General features: G+C 71.8%; 15 protein-coding genes and 1 other RNA gene. 4 read left to right on the plus strand and 12 right to left on the minus strand.

Going from position 1 to position 14792, the window contains the following annotated elements:
* Entirely contained in the window at positions 1 to 594 is a 594-nt protein-coding gene (locus P1Y20_RS10400; protein WP_304448593.1) for a hypothetical protein, read from the plus strand.
* On the opposite strand, the gene P1Y20_RS10405 is transcribed toward P1Y20_RS10400, so the two are convergent.
* Positions 488 to 1333: an aldo/keto reductase gene (locus tag P1Y20_RS10405; protein ID WP_304448594.1), complete on the minus strand. Its 846-nt coding sequence runs from the start codon at positions 1331 to 1333 to the stop codon at positions 488 to 490. The two genes, P1Y20_RS10400 and P1Y20_RS10405, sit on opposite strands and share 107 nt — an antisense overlap.
* A 168-nt stretch (positions 1334 to 1501) precedes the next feature.
* Between P1Y20_RS10405 and P1Y20_RS10410 the strand changes: the two genes are divergently transcribed.
* The gene (locus tag P1Y20_RS10410; protein ID WP_304448595.1) at positions 1502 to 1696 is read left to right on the plus strand and encodes a hypothetical protein; all 195 of its coding nucleotides are present in this window, start codon (positions 1502 to 1504) and stop codon (positions 1694 to 1696) included.
* 9 nt (positions 1697 to 1705) lie between these two features.
* Here the strand turns inward: P1Y20_RS10410 and P1Y20_RS10415 are convergent, their stop codons facing one another.
* The 7 genes from P1Y20_RS10415 to P1Y20_RS10445 all read right to left on the minus strand — a co-directional run bounded on the left by P1Y20_RS10415 (position 1706) and on the right by P1Y20_RS10445 (position 8980).
* Complete coding sequence (locus P1Y20_RS10415) at positions 1706 to 2929, minus strand: MFS transporter (RefSeq protein ID WP_304448596.1); 1224 nt, start codon at positions 2927 to 2929, stop codon at positions 1706 to 1708.
* A 42-nt stretch (positions 2930 to 2971) separates the two neighbouring features.
* Positions 2972 to 3211, minus strand: a complete 240-nt coding sequence (locus tag P1Y20_RS10420) for a hypothetical protein (protein ID WP_304448597.1) — start codon at positions 3209 to 3211, stop codon at positions 2972 to 2974.
* Positions 3212 to 3355: 144 nt separating this feature from the next.
* Positions 3356 to 4663 (minus strand): DUF7405 family protein, encoded by a 1308-nt coding sequence (locus tag P1Y20_RS10425; protein WP_304448598.1) that lies wholly within the window; start codon positions 4661 to 4663, stop codon positions 3356 to 3358.
* Positions 4660 to 5721 (minus strand): twin-arginine translocation signal domain-containing protein, encoded by a 1062-nt coding sequence (locus P1Y20_RS10430; RefSeq protein WP_304448599.1) that lies wholly within the window; start codon positions 5719 to 5721, stop codon positions 4660 to 4662. The genes P1Y20_RS10425 and P1Y20_RS10430 overlap by 4 nt, the downstream gene beginning before the upstream one ends.
* A gap of 54 nt (positions 5722 to 5775) precedes the next feature.
* Positions 5776 to 6774, minus strand: coding sequence for a DUF7282 domain-containing protein (locus P1Y20_RS10435; RefSeq protein WP_304448600.1), 999 nt, complete (start codon positions 6772 to 6774; stop codon positions 5776 to 5778).
* A gap of 31 nt (positions 6775 to 6805) precedes the next feature.
* Entirely contained in the window at positions 6806 to 7912 is a 1107-nt protein-coding gene (locus P1Y20_RS10440) for a DUF7350 domain-containing protein (protein WP_304448601.1), read from the minus strand.
* 42 nt (positions 7913 to 7954) lie between these two features.
* Complete coding sequence (locus P1Y20_RS10445) at positions 7955 to 8980, minus strand: glutathione S-transferase family protein (protein ID WP_304448602.1); 1026 nt, start codon at positions 8978 to 8980, stop codon at positions 7955 to 7957.
* 733 nt (positions 8981 to 9713) lie between these two features.
* Between P1Y20_RS10445 and P1Y20_RS10450 the strand changes: the two genes are divergently transcribed.
* Both P1Y20_RS10450 and P1Y20_RS10455 read left to right on the plus strand, forming a co-directional pair.
* Entirely contained in the window at positions 9714 to 10244 is a 531-nt protein-coding gene (locus P1Y20_RS10450; RefSeq protein WP_304448603.1) for a 50S ribosomal protein L16, read from the plus strand.
* Positions 10245 to 10305: 61 nt separating this feature from the next.
* Positions 10306 to 11160, plus strand: a complete 855-nt coding sequence (locus tag P1Y20_RS10455) for an ATP-grasp domain-containing protein (RefSeq protein ID WP_304448604.1) — start codon at positions 10306 to 10308, stop codon at positions 11158 to 11160.
* Here the strand turns inward: P1Y20_RS10455 and P1Y20_RS10460 are convergent.
* The 4 genes from P1Y20_RS10460 to P1Y20_RS10475 form a co-directional block, all read right to left on the minus strand.
* On the minus strand, positions 11157 to 12065 hold the full coding sequence (locus P1Y20_RS10460; RefSeq protein ID WP_304448605.1) for a hypothetical protein: 909 nt from the start codon (positions 12063 to 12065) through the stop codon (positions 11157 to 11159). The genes P1Y20_RS10455 and P1Y20_RS10460 overlap by 4 nt on opposite strands.
* A 42-nt stretch (positions 12066 to 12107) precedes the next feature.
* Complete coding sequence (locus tag P1Y20_RS10465; protein ID WP_304448606.1) at positions 12108 to 13136, minus strand: matrixin family metalloprotease; 1029 nt, start codon at positions 13134 to 13136, stop codon at positions 12108 to 12110.
* Between the two features lie 62 nt (positions 13137 to 13198).
* Positions 13199 to 13569, minus strand: an RNA gene (rnpB, locus tag P1Y20_RS10470) — RNase P RNA component.
* A 40-nt stretch (positions 13570 to 13609) separates the two neighbouring features.
* Entirely contained in the window at positions 13610 to 14752 is a 1143-nt protein-coding gene (locus P1Y20_RS10475; RefSeq protein ID WP_304448607.1) for a nicotinate phosphoribosyltransferase, read from the minus strand.
* Positions 14753 to 14792 lie beyond the last annotated feature (40 nt).

Here is a 14792-nt window from a genome sequence, read left to right on the forward strand (position 1 = left end):
ATGTATGTCCCAGTTCCCGATACCGGTCGGGAGTCGCTGACCGCCCGGTACCACCCGTCGTATCGGGCGACCGCCCGGCGACTCCCCGGCGCTGTCGTCGCGGTCCTCAGAACGGCCGCGGTGGCGCGCTCGCCGCTCCACTACGAGCGCGGCGATATGCGCAGACAGTACGACTGGCCGCGGGCCGTCCTCACGGCGGGGCTGACCGGCCTCGCGCTCGCGGTTGCGGGCCGCCTCGCGCTCACGGGCGTCCTGATGACGCTGTTCGCACCGCGCGCGGCCGACCTGGCGCTGCTCAACGCGGTGCTGACGCTGGCGACGGGTGGTGGCGCGGCGCTGTTCGCCGTCGCACGCCTCGTCGCCGCCCCCCGACCCGCGACACAGACGAGCCTCGACCGGACGTTCGTGGGGCGCCGACGGCGCGCGCTGCGCGTCGCGGGGTCGACGGCCGCGAGGGCCGTCGGCTACGCCGCGTCCGCCGCGCGGCTCACTCGCTCAGTCGCTCCATCTCCGACTCGCGCAGGTCGAGCGACGCGGCCGCGACGTTCTGTTCCAGGTGGTCGACGCTCGACGTTCCCGGGATGGGGAGCGTGACCGGCGAGTGCTGGAGGAGCCACGCGAGCGCGACCTGTCGCTTCGAGGCGTCGTGGTCCGCCGCCACCTCCTCCAGGACCGCCTCCTTCTCGCCGAGGTCGCCGGCGCCGAGCGGGAACCACGGGATGAAACCGATGTCCTCCTCCTCGCAGCGTTCGAGGACCGCCTCCGACTCGCGGTTGCCGACGTTGTACTCGTTCTGGACGGTGGCGACGTCGACCACGTCGAGCGCCGTCTCCAGTTGCTCCTCGCTGACGTTGCTCACGCCGACGTGTCGGACGAGGCCGTCGTCCTTCAGCTCCGCGAACGTCTCGACGGCCGTCTCGAAGTCCGTGTCGGGGTCCGGCCGGTGGAGCTGGTAGAGGTCGATGGTGTCGACGCCCAGCCGGTCGCGGCTGCAGAGGACCTGGTTGCGGACGTAGTCCGGGTTGGCGTGCGGGAGCCAGTCGCCGTCGCGGTTGCGCAACAGCCCCGCCTTGGTCGCGACGACGACGTCGTCGCTCCCGTCGAACACCTCGCCGATGAGCCGTTCGCTGACGCCCGGGCCGTAGGAGTCGGCCGTGTCGACGAAGTCGACGCCCACCTCCGGAAGCCGTCGGAGGACGTCCTTCGCCGCCTCCTCGTCGTCCGGCCGGCCGATGACGTTCTCGCCCGTCAGCCGCATCGCGCCGAAGCCGAGTCGGTGGACGGTCAACTCCCCGCCGATGTCGAACGTGTCGCTCTGGTTCGTTACGGTCATCGTCTCGACCCTCGCGCGACGACGGGTTAGGCCTTCGTGGCGCGGCAAGCGCGTCGCCGTTCGGAGGTGACGTCACACACCGAATTCGGAGGGTCTGGGCGTCGAGACCCTCGTCGACGCCGACGTTCGGGGACAGGTTCTTGTCCCCGAATTGCGCTACTAGGTACCATGACAGAACTCGTCACACTCGCGCTCGTCGCCATCACGCTGGTCGTCCTGACGGCGCTGTTCGTCGTGGCGACGTACCTCGTCCCCCGGACGCTCCACTACGGGGAGTCGCCGGACGGTGCCGAGGGACACGGGGACTCCGAGCAGGAGGCGCACGACGCCGACACCCCGGGGGCGGGCCGCCGGGCGGTCTGAGTTCGAGCCTCAGCCCGCGCCGCCGGCCAACCTGCGCGCCGCCGGGAGCGCGCGGAGCCTGAGCATCGCGAGCGTGCCGACGGCCGGTCCGACCGCGAGGGGGGCGAACGCCCACTGCCAGCCGACGCGCGCGGCCACCAGCGGCGTCGCCTGGATGGTGACCACGGTGAGCAGGAAGCCGACCGCCGTCTGGAGCGTCAGCGCCGTCCCGACGTAGCGCTCGTCGGCGAGTTCCGTCACGCACGCGGAGAACTGCGCGGAGTCGGCGACGACGACGAACCCCCAGACGAGGAGGAAGGGGAGGACGACCCACAGCGAGGCGCCGAAGACGAGTCCGGCGAGCAGGCTCGCGCTCCCGCTCGCGACCATGCTCACCGCGGTGAGCGTCGTCCGCCCCCAGCGGTCGGCGGCGGTGCCGAAGGCGACGGCGCCGAGGCTCCCGGCCGCGATGGTGAGGAAGGCGAGCGCGCTCGCGAGCGCCGGGGCCGCCTCGCCGCGCGCCGTGAAGCTCGCGGCGAGGTACGTCGGCACCCACGTCCAGACGGCGTACAGCTCCCACATGTGTCCGAAGTAGCCGAGGTTGGCGAGCGACACCGGCCGGTCGCGGACGATGCGCCCCACCATCCCGGGGTCGAAGGGTGCCGCCGGCGACTGGTACGGACCCTCCTCCACCAGGAGAACGAGCGCCGCACCCACGACGGCGAGGCCGGCGGCCACCAGCAGGACCAGTCCCGGTCGGTCGACGCCGCCGACCGCTCTGACGAGGTGCGGGAGCGCCGACCCGACGGTGAGCGCGCCGATGAGCGTCCCGATGGCGAGGCCGCGCCCGGCGCGGAACCAGCCCGCGACGAGTTTCATCCCCGGCGGGTACACCCCCGCGAGCGCGACGCCGGTGAGGAAGCGCAGGGCGATGGCCGGCGAGGCGCTCCCGACAAGCGTCAGGAGGACGGTGGCGCCGGCGCCGACGAGCGCGCTCGCCGCGAACAGCAGGCGCGTCGGGACGACGTCGGAGAGGGTGAGCGCCGCCGAGGCGAGCGCACCCGTCACGAAGCCGAGCTGGACGGCGATGGTGAGCCACGCGACCTGTCGGGGCGCGAGCCCCCACCGGCCGGCGAGTTCGGGGGCGACGGCCGTCGCGCTGAACCACAGCGCCATCACGAACAGTTCGGCCGTCGCCAGCAGCGCCAGCGCCCGCCACTTCCCGCCGTCGTCGACCCCGGAGCCGCGGCTCATACCCCCGTCTCACCCGCGAGGGACATAGCTCGGTCGCCCGGGTTACTCCCAGAGGACCTCGGTGCCCCCCTCGTGGCCGTGGACCGACTGGACCGCCTGCATGTCGTCGTAGACGCTGATGCTCGCCACGTCGGTCACCCACGCGACGACGCACTTCCCGTTCGGCGGCGGGAACTGGACGCCGTAGGCGACGACGCCCGTCCCAGAGACGCCCGAGGCGTCCTCGTGGCGGTAGAGCGCGAACTTGCGGAACCGGGGGTTCTGCGAGAACGGGTCAGGCACGGCGCCCTCCCTGCGTGGCGTTCCGGGGCGAGGCGACCGCGTGGGGACGAGGTACCGGTTGGATACGAGGTGTGCGACTCACGGCGGACTCTACGCGGAGGGTACACGGAGAGAGGATTGTCGCTTTCGGTCCGCACCCCGAACTCAGGCGTCGGGGGCCGCGGGCGGGAGCGCCCGGCGGTCCCGCGGCGGGACGAGGAAGTTCCCCCGGTGGTCCGTGAAGATGTACTCGAGGATGCCGTTGTTGACGCGCTGGCGGATGGCGGGCGTCACCTGCGTGAGGTCCGCGCCGTTCATCGCCTCGCGGACCGCCTCGAACTGCGAGATGCCGCGCTGGAGCGACGGGAAGTGGAGGCTCGCGGCGTCGTCGTCGGTCGACTCGAAGTGCCGGCGGAGCAACAGGGCGTCCCCGCCGGCGTCGCGGTTGGCGCGGGCGGCCTTCTGGGCGTGGCCGACCCGGCCGAACTCCAGGGCGTCGTCCTCGATACGGTCGATTATCTCCCGGGTGACCCCGGAGAAGTCCCCGAGTTCGGTGCCGACGCTCCCCTCCGGGACGAGGTCCTCGGTGACGTGCGTGGGGCTGAACATCTCCATGACGCGCTGGTCGTGGTCCTGCTCGCCGTACCAGTCGTCGAGGCGCTGGCGGATGTTCGAGACGTGTAGCGTGGTGCCGTCGGCGAACGGCCCCTCGGGGATGGTGACGGCGTCCTCGCTCGCCTGGTTGCGCTTCAGGCCCGCTTTGAACCCCATGAACAGCGGCGACTCCTCGGGGATGGGGTTGCCCTCGGGGATGCCCGAGAGCTGCGTCTCGGCGGCCGCCTCGCGGGGCATCCCGTCGCCGACGAACCCCGTCCGACGGTCGTCGAGAGTGAACACGTCCGTCAGGGCCGCCTCCACCGTCTCACCGTTGGCCTCATCCACCTCCCCCTTCAGCGCCTCCTCGGCCTCGAGGAGCACGTCCGGGCGGTCGCTGGCGAGGTGGAGGAGCGCGTCCTGCTCGTCGAGGGCCGGGTCCTCGAACGTCGAGAGCGCCCGCGGACGAGGGAGGTCGACGCTCTCGGGGAGGGGGTCGTCGAAGCGCTCGAAGTACGCCGGCGAGTAGGCGACGAGCGAGAGCAGGCCCTCGTTGCTCCGCTCGTAGGCGCGGTCGAGCGTGGCGAGCGCCGCCGCCACCGTCTCGCGTTCGCCCGCGTCCGGCGGTCCGTCGCCGTCGAGGGTGAGGTACCAGAGCGTCTGGTGACGGGGGAGGACGGTGTTGCCGGCGTCGTCGGTCGGCAGGCGGTCGTTCCAGGCGAACTGGCGGGCGGGGAGGGAGTCGGGGTCCGCGCCAGTCGGGACCGGTTCGGGGTCGTCCTCGAACCGGTCCAGACACGCGCTCAGGGCGCTCACCCCGCCGAGCGCGACGGCCGCCTTCAGGAACTCGCGGCGGTCGAGCGACGGGTCCGGTCTCACTGGAGCGTCACCTCCACCTCGGGGAGGTCGAAGAACGCCGTCTCGTAGCCCTCGTGGCGCGCCGTCTGGGGCGGCACCGTCTGCGAGAGCGTGAGCGTGTCGCCCGACGCGACGTCGGAGACGACCGCCCCGTAGTGGTAGTCGAGCGCCGGGTGGAGCGCGTCGGCGAGGTCGCCCTCGAACACCCGCTCCCCGTCGCGCGTCAGTCGGGCCGCGAGGCCCATCGCCGGGAGGACGAACCGGTTGTGCCGGGTGCGCGCCGAGACGGCGAGGTACGCCCCCTCCTCGTCGATGCCCGCGGGCGGCGCGTCGAGCGTCGTGACGACGAAGCGGACGTCGCCGGCCGACGCGCTCCCGCGGACCGTCCCCGGGAGCGCGTCGGGGGAGGGGGCGGCGGAGGAGGGCTGTCTCGGCATCGACATCGGTTCGATCGTCCGTCGGGCACCCGCGTCGTCGAAGTTCTCGTAGGGGAGGTTGTCGCGCCGCGACTGCGAGTAACTGAACTCGACGTCGACGGTCGTCGCCTCGGCGAAGCGCTCGCGGAACGCCCCCGTTCGGCGCACGTCGAGGCCGCCGACCTGCACGCGGGCGACGTAGTCGCCGTCGCCGTCGAGCGAGAAGTTGTCGCCGTAGTGGATACCCATCGGCTGGGAGAGCATCGGGTAGAGCACCTCGGGGCCGACGACGGTCGACCCGCCCTGGCGCACCTCCAGCGAGACGTCGGCGCGGGGGAGGACGACCCCGGAGTCGGGGTCCCAGAGCGTCACCATCAGGTGGGCGTCGCCGTCGAGCGGCGTCTTCTCGACCTCGGTCCCGTTGACGTTCCAGAACCGGTGGGGGTAGCTGTAGCTGAGCATCGCCTTCAGCGACCCCGCGTCGCCCATACCGAGCATCCCCATGTCCTCGCGGTGGGTCGGGAGGTAGACGGCGTCCGGGCGGTCGTCGAGGACCGGAGGGACGCGCTGGCCGCCAGTGATGATATCGAGTGAAGTACACCCTGCGAGACCGGCGGCGAGCGAGACGCCACCGGTCGCACGCAGGAACGTCCGACGGTCCATACGAGGACTAGTCGATTCGAGGGCAAGGGGCTTCTGGTGCGATAGTCGAAGCGGTCAGCGGACGCGTCGAGACAGCGCGAGCACACCGGTCACGGCGAGTGCGAGGAGGGCGACGAAGACGCCGAACCCCGGGCCGAGACCCACCGTATCGTCACTGGCACCGTCACCGTCGTCGGCGTCGGTCCCGGGCGCGCTCGTACGTTCGCCCTCGTCCGGCGTCTCGGTCGGCGTGTTCAGGTCGGGGTCGCCGAGCGACTCGGGGCCGCTCGTCTCGCCGACGGCGACGCTGAACGCCGACCCGACGCGCTCGTCGCCGACGCGAACCGGTCGGTCGCCGTCACCGTCGGTCCCGTCACCGTCGTCGACGTGGACGGTGGCGACCAGGTCGGCCGTCCCGCGGTCGACGGTGAGGTTCGCCGGCGAGAGGTCGAGCGGGACGTCCTCGTGGACGCCGGCGTCGAGCGCCCGGGTGGCGACGACCGTTCCGTTCGCCGCGCTCGCGTTCTCGCTCCCGTTCTCGGTCGCCCCCGTCGCGTCCCGGACGACGAGGTGACCGTCCCGGGGGAGTTCGACTCGTTCGACGGAGACCGACCCGCGGTCGGCGCGCTGGAGCGAGAACCCCTCGGCGACCACGTTCGCGCCGCTGTCGGCGTCGGTCGCACGCGCCGCGAAGCGCTCGCCCGCGACGCTCCCGAAGTAGGTGAGCGCCCGGTCGTCGTCGGGGGAGAACTCGCCGTCGCCGTCGTCGCGGTGGAGGACCGCCCAGAGCGTCCGGTTCGCGTCGAGCGTTCCCTCGTCGAGCGGCACCTCGACGGCGGTGTGCATCCCCGGTGAGACGCGGGTCGAGCCGAGCGGTTCGCCGGGCGCGCCGTCGTCGTCCGCGCGAATCACGACGTGGGCGTCGACGCTGACGAAGGCGTTCTCGACGACGACCCGGTCGTCCGCGACCACCTGCGTGTCGACGGTGAGGTGGTTCGCGTGTGCGCTCGCGGGCGCGGGCACCACCGCGCAGACGGCGAGGAGGGCGAGCGCGACGGCGAGCGCACGGGCCATGGCGGCGGCTACGGCACCCACCGGAAAGAGGCTATCGCGAGGCGAGCGTCGTCTCCACCTCGGGGAGGTCGAAGAACGCCGTCTCGTAGCCCTCGTGGCGCGCCGTCTGGGGCGGCGTCGTCGCCGTCACCCGGAGGTCGTCGACCGCCGCGGCGTCGGGGACGACCGCCCCGTAGTGGTAGCCGAGCGTCGGGTCGAAGGTACGGTCGAGCGCCCCCTCGAACACCGGTTCTCCCTCCCGGGTCAGGGTCCCCGAGAGTCCCATCGCCGGGAGGAGGAAGCCGTTGTAGCGCGTTCGCGGCGAGACCGCGAGGTACGCGCCCGTCCCCTCGATACCCGTCGGCGGGTCGGGGAGGACCGTCGCCGCGACGGCCCAGTCGCCGCGCTCGGTCTCCCCCGCGAGGTCGCCGGGGAGGTCCGAGACGGGGGGCGCGAGCGACTGCGGGTAACCGGTATCCATCGGCGCGAGCGCCCCGGGGTCGCCCCCCTGTTCGATGGGGCGGGTGGCGACCGCCTCGCGCGTCTCGTCGGTGAACGCGAGCGAGAGGCGGGCACTCGCGCTCGCGCCGAACCGGTCGCGGAACGACCCCGTGCGGCGAATCGAGAGCCCGCCGACGCGCACCCGGGCGTCGTAGGTGCCGTCATCGGGGAGGACGACGTTCGCGCCGTAGTGAAATCCCATCGGCTGGGAGAGCATCGGGTAGAGCACCTCCTCGGTGACGACGCCGCCCTCGCGTGTGAGCTGGACGGAGACGCCGCTCTCGGGGAGGACGCGCTCCGACTCGGGGTCCCAGACGACCGCCATCAGGTGCAGCGAGTCCGCGTCCGTCCGCGGGACCAGTTCGACCTCGCGCCCGGTGACGGTCCAGAAGTCGTGCGGGACGGTGAACGCGAGGGCGACGCGGTAGTCGCCGGCGGTCGACTCGCCCTGCATGGACATCGACTCCTGGAAGGACTGGATGTAGATGCCCTCGGGGCGGTCGTCTCCGCGCGTCGCGTTCGAGCCGTCCGGCCGCCCCCGCTCACCCTCGCCCTCAGCGTCGCCCTCGCTCTCGTCCCGCGTGAGCGTGGAGAGACAGCCGGCGAGGGCGCTCGACAGGGCCAGCCCGGCGAGCGAGAGGGCGCGCCGTCGTCGCATGCGTAGAGGTTCGCGCTCGGAGGGATGAGCGTTCTGGTGACCTCAGTCGTCGGCCGGCGAGAGCGCGCCGGGCGGGCCGCCCCCGAGGCGGTCGCGGTCGTGGGGTGCGGTGAAGTCGTGGTCCGGACCGACGGCGACGATGCGCTTCGGGTTGACGTCGGTGTGCGTCGTGTAGTAGTGCTCCGTGATGTGGTCCATGTCCACCGTCTCGGCGACGCCGGGGAGCTGATAGAGCTCCTTCAGGTAGTTCCAGAGGTTCGGGGACTCCGCTATCTTCCGGACGTTGCACTTGAAGTGGGTGTGGTAGACGTCGTCGAAGCGAATCAGCGTCGTGAACATGGCGACGTCGGCTTCGGTGAGGCGGTCACCGGCGAGGTAGCGCTGGTCCCCGAGAAGCGCGTCCCAGCGGTCGAGCGCGTCGAACAGCTCCCCAACCGCACGCTCGTAGGCCGTCTGCGAGTCGGCGAAGCCGGCGCGGTAGACGCCGTTGTTGATGGGGTCGTAGATCTCCTCGATGACCCGGTCGACCTCGTCGCGGTCCCCCTCGGGGTAGAGGTCCACGTCGCGGGTGGCGAGGCCGTCGAACGCCACGTCCAGCATCCGCATGACCTCCTCGGACTCGTTGTTCACGATGGTCCCCTTCTCTGTGTCCCAGAGGACGGGCACCGTCACCCGGCCGGTGTAGTCCGGGTCGGCGGCGACGTACGCCTCCCGGAGGTAGTCGAAGCCGTTGACGGTATCGGGGGTACAGCCCGCCTTCTCGGGCGTGAACTGCCAGCCGTCCTCGTCGCGGTAGGGGTCGACGACGTCCACACTCACGACGTCCTCCAGCCCCTTCAGCGCGCGCGTGACGAGCGTCCGGTGGGCCCACGGGCAGGCCAGCGAGACGTAGAGGTGGTAGCGACCGGCCTCGACGGGGAACGCCGCATCCGGGTCCGGGTCCTCGCCCTCGCGGACGCCCTCGCCGCCGACCCAGTTCCGGAAGGTCGTCTCCTGGCGGTCGAACTCGCCGTCCTCGTTCGTGGCCTCGTACTCCGCGACCCACTCGCCGTCGACGAACTGGTGCATACCACACCTGGGAGCCGACACCTCAAATAGGCGCGGAGGGTGTGTGGTACCCGGACAGAGCCGAGAGCGCGGTGTCGACGCTCCCGCGAACGGGTGGCGAACAGGCGACGCCGCGAACGGGTTCGCGTGGCGTGACGTCGTCCCGCGAGTGAGCGCTGCAGGCGCGAGCGAGTGGACGCGCCGAACGACCGCAGGGAGTGAGGGGCGGTTTTCGTCCAGGTGTTGCCAGGAAGCGAGCGTCGCGAGCGACCGCGGCAAAGGGTGGGCGTGCAGGCGACGCCACGGCGGACTCACGGGGCGTGGCGTCGCACACCCGCGAGCGCCCCGCGACGGGAGTCAGCGCACGGGGGGTCTGGCCGCGTTCTCGTATATGAACGTCCGGACGGTGGGTTCGGGTCGTCTCCCGGTACCGACGCGACACCGGCGAGACATTGGTGTGTCACGCTCCGTCGACGAACATAATCAGGCGACGACAGCCTGACGTGAAGGGCGCGATGGCCGCCGACACAGGCGAGAACAGGTCGCGGCCGCACCGCGAGCGACCGGAGGGAGCGAGCGGGCCGAGGAACCCCCGAAGGGGGTGACGACGGCTTTCCGTCCAGGTTTTGCCAGCGAGCCGGGTGCTGACCGCCGAGCGAAGCGAGGCGTGTCAGCACCTCACGAGCGCAGCAAAACGTGGGCGGAAAGTGGGTTCGAAGGCTTTAACCCCGAACTGCACCTCGACACACGTAATATGACCGATAAACCCGCCTCGATGTACCGGGACATCGACAAGCCCCCGTACACCCGACGGGAGTACATCACGGGGATTCCCGGGTCCCAGATCGCTCAGCACAAGATGGGCGACATCGACGCCGACCCCGACGACTACCCCGTCCAGATAAGTCTCGTCGTCGACGAGGCCGTCCAGATTCGCCACGGTTCGCTCGAGGCCTCCCGCCTGTCGGCGAACCGCCACCTCATCAAGGAACTCGGCGAGAAGAACTACAAGATGATCCTCCGCAAGTTCCCCCACCAGGTCCTGCGCGAGAACAAGCAGGCGACCGGTGCGGGTGCGGACCGCGTCTCCGACGGGATGCGCCAGTCCTTCGGGAAGATCGTCGGCACCGCCGCCCGCATGGGCAAGGGCGAGCGCGTGTTCACCATCTGGTGTCACCCCGACCAGGCGCCCGCCGCCAAGGACGCCCTCCGGCGCGCGTACAACAAGGTCTCGCCGCCGTGTCGCATCGTCGTCGAACGCGGCGAGGACCTGCTCGTCTCGTAAGCACCCACCGCGCGAGGCGGGGGTCTCTACGCTTTTACGCCCCGCACCCCTCCCGTAGCCCATGCTCCGCCTCGCGGTCACCACCCGCGCCGAGACCTACGAGCGCATCGAGGCCCCGCTTCGCGAGCGCGATATCGCCGTCGGCCACGTCGACCCGACCGAGCGGTCGTTCGCGCTCTCCTCGCCGCCGTTCGAGGGGTACGACGTCGGCTTCGTCTACCCCGGCCGCCTCCCCGAGGGGGGTGTCGCCGACGCCCTCCTCGGCGTCCCGTGGGTGAACGACCGCGAGGCGATACTGCGTTCGCGCCACAAGGCGGAGGCGCTCGCCCGCCTCGCCCGGGCGGGCGTCGCCGTCCCCGAGACGGTGGTGGTCTCCAGCCCCGCCGACGAGGACGACCTGCGGGCGGCGTTCGAACGGTTCGACCCACCGGTGGTCGTCAAACCCAACTCCACCACGCGCGGGACGGGCATCGCGAAGGTCCACGACCTCGACTCGCTGCTCGGCGTGACCGACTACCTCTCGCTCATCCACGACTTCCCGGCGACGGGCGACCGCTCGTACCTCCTCCAGGAGTACCTCCCCGACGCGCGCGACTACCGGGCGATGGTCGTCGACGGCGCGTACGCCGGCGCCGTCGAGCGTCGCCTCCCCGAGGGGGAGGAACGGTGGAAGCACAACGTCCACCGGGGGGCGGTCGCCACCGGCGTTCGCCTCCCGGCCGACCTCCGGGCGCTCGCGGAGGAGGCCGCCGCGGCGCTCGGCGTCGCCTACCTCGGCGTCGACCTGCTCGTGACCGACGACCGGGCGGTGGTCAACGAGACGAACGCCCGGCCGACCGTCGACGAGGCGACGAAGTACGAACCCGGCTTCTACGACGCGCTCGCGGACCTGATTCGGGCGACGGCCGAGCGTTAGCTCTCGAAGCCGGCCACCAGCAGGAGGAGACCGCCGAACAGGCCCGAGCAGAGCGACAGGTACCAGCCGACCGGTCCGCCGACGACCACGACGCCGCCGACGCCGACGGCGAGCAGGACCACGCCGAGGAGGGCGGCGGTGACGGTGACCGCGCGGTTCGACCCCCGCCCCCGGCCGTCGTCCGTGACACGGACGTCGACGGCGCGGTCGAAGACGGCCGTCGACGCCTCGCGCTTCCGCGTCGGGACGAGCACCCACTGCGGGCGCGAGAGCGCCCCGGGCGTCCGCTCGTGACGGAGGACGAACAGCGAGAGCGGCCCGAGGGGAACCGTCCGGTAGGACCGGAGGCCGGCGAGCGACCCCTCGTTCGTCGCGTCGTTCCCGGCCGTCGCTGTCAGCGCCTCGCCGTCGATGCGGCCGTGGGTGGTGCCGAGGAGGTAGCAGCCGCCCGCGAGGACGCCCCCGACCACGAGTGCGAGTGGACCGGACGGACCGACGAGGAGGAAGGCTGCGGCGAACGCGACCACCCCACAGGTGGCGAGGGCAACGTACGTCCGACCGGGCAGCGGTGGGGTGCGACGCTCCTCGGTGAGGGTATCGACCACGCCGGCGCGCTGTGTCGGGTCGAGAAAGGGGAGGAGGTAGAGCAGCGAGAACGGCCCGCCGACGAAGACGAGGACGAGCAGGACGAGGGCGAACCGGAGCGACCCGCCGAGGGTGGACGTCGCGGCGACGGCGGAGAGGGCGACCGCGAGCGCGACGACGCCGTACAGCGAGGCGAACGTCCCGCCGACGAGGGCGACGGCGAGCAGCCGACAGCACCGGAGCCACGGGACGGTTCGCGCGTCGTAGCGCCACTCGACGGTGGTGTCGGAGGGTGAGGGGGAAGGCGAGGGGACCGCCATGTACTATCGCCCGCCGCGTGTATCGAAAAGTCTACAGGTCGGTCAGCGCCACCACTCGCCGCGCTGTTCGCTCGCGGTGGCGTCCCGGCGGAGGGGGTCGGGGTACTCGTCCTCGGTCTCGAAGCCGAAGCCGGTGCCGAGCCAGCGGGCGACGTGCCAGGCGACGGCGTCCGTCTCGATACCGGTGAGCGTGATGTCGAGGGCGGTGTAGGTCTCCATGGCGCCGTCGCCGTCCGGGTCGGGCCCTTCGAGCGTCCCACAGGAGGCCGGCCCCTCGTGGCACGTCGACTCGTCCGTGAAGCGGACGGTGACGTCGGCGCTCGCGTTCGACGCGACCACCTCGAACGAGACGTTCTCGGGGACGGTGCCGTCGGCGCCGCGCTCGTAGTAGGCGAGTGCGGCGCCGACCTGTTCGGCGACGGCCTCGCGCTCGTCGGTGGGGACGGCCGCGTCGTCGATAGCGACCCGGAGCGTCTCGTTCGCCCACGGGAGGGCGCGGTCGGTGGCGTTCGGTTGCGGAGGGGTGACCAGCGAGGACTCCGCGGCCATCACGTCGCGGGGGTCGTCGCCGTGGGCCAGACCGAGCGTGTGACCCAGTTCGTGGGTGAGCACCTGAACCGTCGAGTCGTCGGAGAAGCCCGTCCGGACCTCGACCTCGACGGGTCGGTCGACCGGTCCACGGGTGATGTAGGGCGCACACCCCGCGGCGTGGTCCTCCGTCCCGCAGGTCCCGATGTCGTCGACGACGGTGACGACGATATCCGGGTCGGCGGCGTCCGGGTCGAGACGGTAGGTGACGCCGTAGCCCGCGTAACGCTCCGCGTTCGCCTCCCAGTAGGCGAGCGCCTCGGCGACCAGCGGTTCGAAGTCGCGGTCCGCCCCCGTCTCGTCGACGAGCGCGACGGTGAGCGTCTCCGTCCCCCACGGGTTGTCGGAGACGATACCGCGCGACTCGTCGGTCGACGGGACCGTCGGCACCTGCGACGTACAGCCGGCGAGGAGGACGAGCGCGCAGAGTGCGAGGGAGAGGGGGAGGGGGAGGGGGAACCACGAATCGGGACCGTCGGTCATTTCGATTCGACAGTGACGCTCCAGAAAGATAGCTGTGACTCTCTCGAACTCTGACGAGTAGTGGCTGCGGGCCGTAAGCCCCCTTCTGTTCTATCCGGCATTCGGCTGAGCGCTCGCGGCTGTCGCCGGGCTACCTTGATGCCGCGAGCTTGCACCGGCGAGGATTCGCCGTTCCATCCGTTCTCCTCCATCGGCGCTCGCGGGCAGGGCCCGCTCGCGCGTACCGCGACCTCTCGGAGAGACGTCGCGCAACCCTCGGTGGGTCAACTCCCCTCCCTCGCGGTCGGGTTCGCGCACCTCATCGGTCCGGAGGAGTGGTCTCGTTTCTGTTCCAGTGCCGACGGTCTCCCGTCCCGGACTTGCGCCCGGTCGCCTGCCCGGCCGGTGGGGGGACTTTCCTCGTGCGTCGCACGGGGGCCGGACACCCGCTGCCACGGTGGCACGTAGACGGGTCGCGGGCCTAAGTCGTTCGGTTACGCCGGAGGGCCGAACCCGACGCGGGCGGCGTCCTCGGCGGTCCGCGCGACGGCCCGGTCGAGGTCGAACTCGCGGACCACCTCGCCGTCGCGCACCAGCGGCGCGAGCAGTTCCTCCGCGTTCTCCGGCGCGGGGTCGGCCGCGCGCCGGACGTCGTGCCCGCCGTCGGCGGTCCGGTAGACCGCCTTCTCGTCGGGGAGTTTGCCGCGCTTGCCCCACGACTGTCCCTCGACGGTGACGATGTCGAGCGCGAAGTCGACGGGGTCGGCGTTGCTGACGTGGCCGCCGACGCCGAAGCCGTCGGCGACGTCCCGCAGGTCGCGGAGTTCGGCGGGGCCGAGGCCCCCCGAGAGGAAGATCTCGACGTCCTCGAAGCCCGCGCCGTCGAGACGCCAGCGCACCTCCCGGACGATGTGGCGGAAGTCGCCCCGCCGGGAGCCGGTGGTGTCGAGACGGACGCCGTCGAGGTCGATGGCCCGGGCCGCGCGGAGGGCCTCCTCGGTCTCGTCGGAGTAGGTGTCACAGAGGGCGATACGCGGCGTCTCGGGGGGAGCGGCGTCGTCGAACGCCGTCCACGCCGCCTCCTGTTCGCCCGGCCCGAAGCAGATGACGAGCGCGTGGGGCATCGTCCCGCTGGCCTCCCGGCCGAGCAACTCGCCGGCGGCGACGTGCGAGAAGCCGTCGAAGCCCGCGAGCAGCGCCGAGCGCTCGACGACGGCGGCCATCGACGGGTGGACGTGGCGCGCGCCGAACGAGAGGAGCGTCGACTCGGGCGCCGCGAGTCGGGCCTCCAGGGCGGCGGTGGCGATGCCGCTCGCGTGCGAGAGGAAGCCGAGCAGCGACGTCTCGTAGCGTGCGAAGTCGAGGTAGCGCCCCTCGATACGCATCACCGGTCCGCCGTCGAACAGCGTCCCCTCGGGGAGCGCGTCCACGTCCACGGGGAGGCCCGAGAGGAGGTGCGCCGCGTCCTCGACGCCCGCGAGGAGTTCGAACGAGCCGTCGGGGAACTGGTCGGCCGTCACCTCGGCGACGACGGTCGGGTTGCGGTCCGCGGCCTCCAGGGCGGCGACCGTCCGGTCGAAGTAGGCGTCCGTGGCGCGTCCCTCGCTGATGGCCTCGGAGGGGACGATGTCGAACATACGCCCGGTACACCGGGCGCGTCGAAAAAGGTAGGCGATA

Source organism: Halomarina ordinaria (assembly GCF_030553305.1).
Classification (GTDB): Archaea; Halobacteriota; Halobacteria; order Halobacteriales; family Haloarculaceae; genus Halomarina; species Halomarina ordinaria.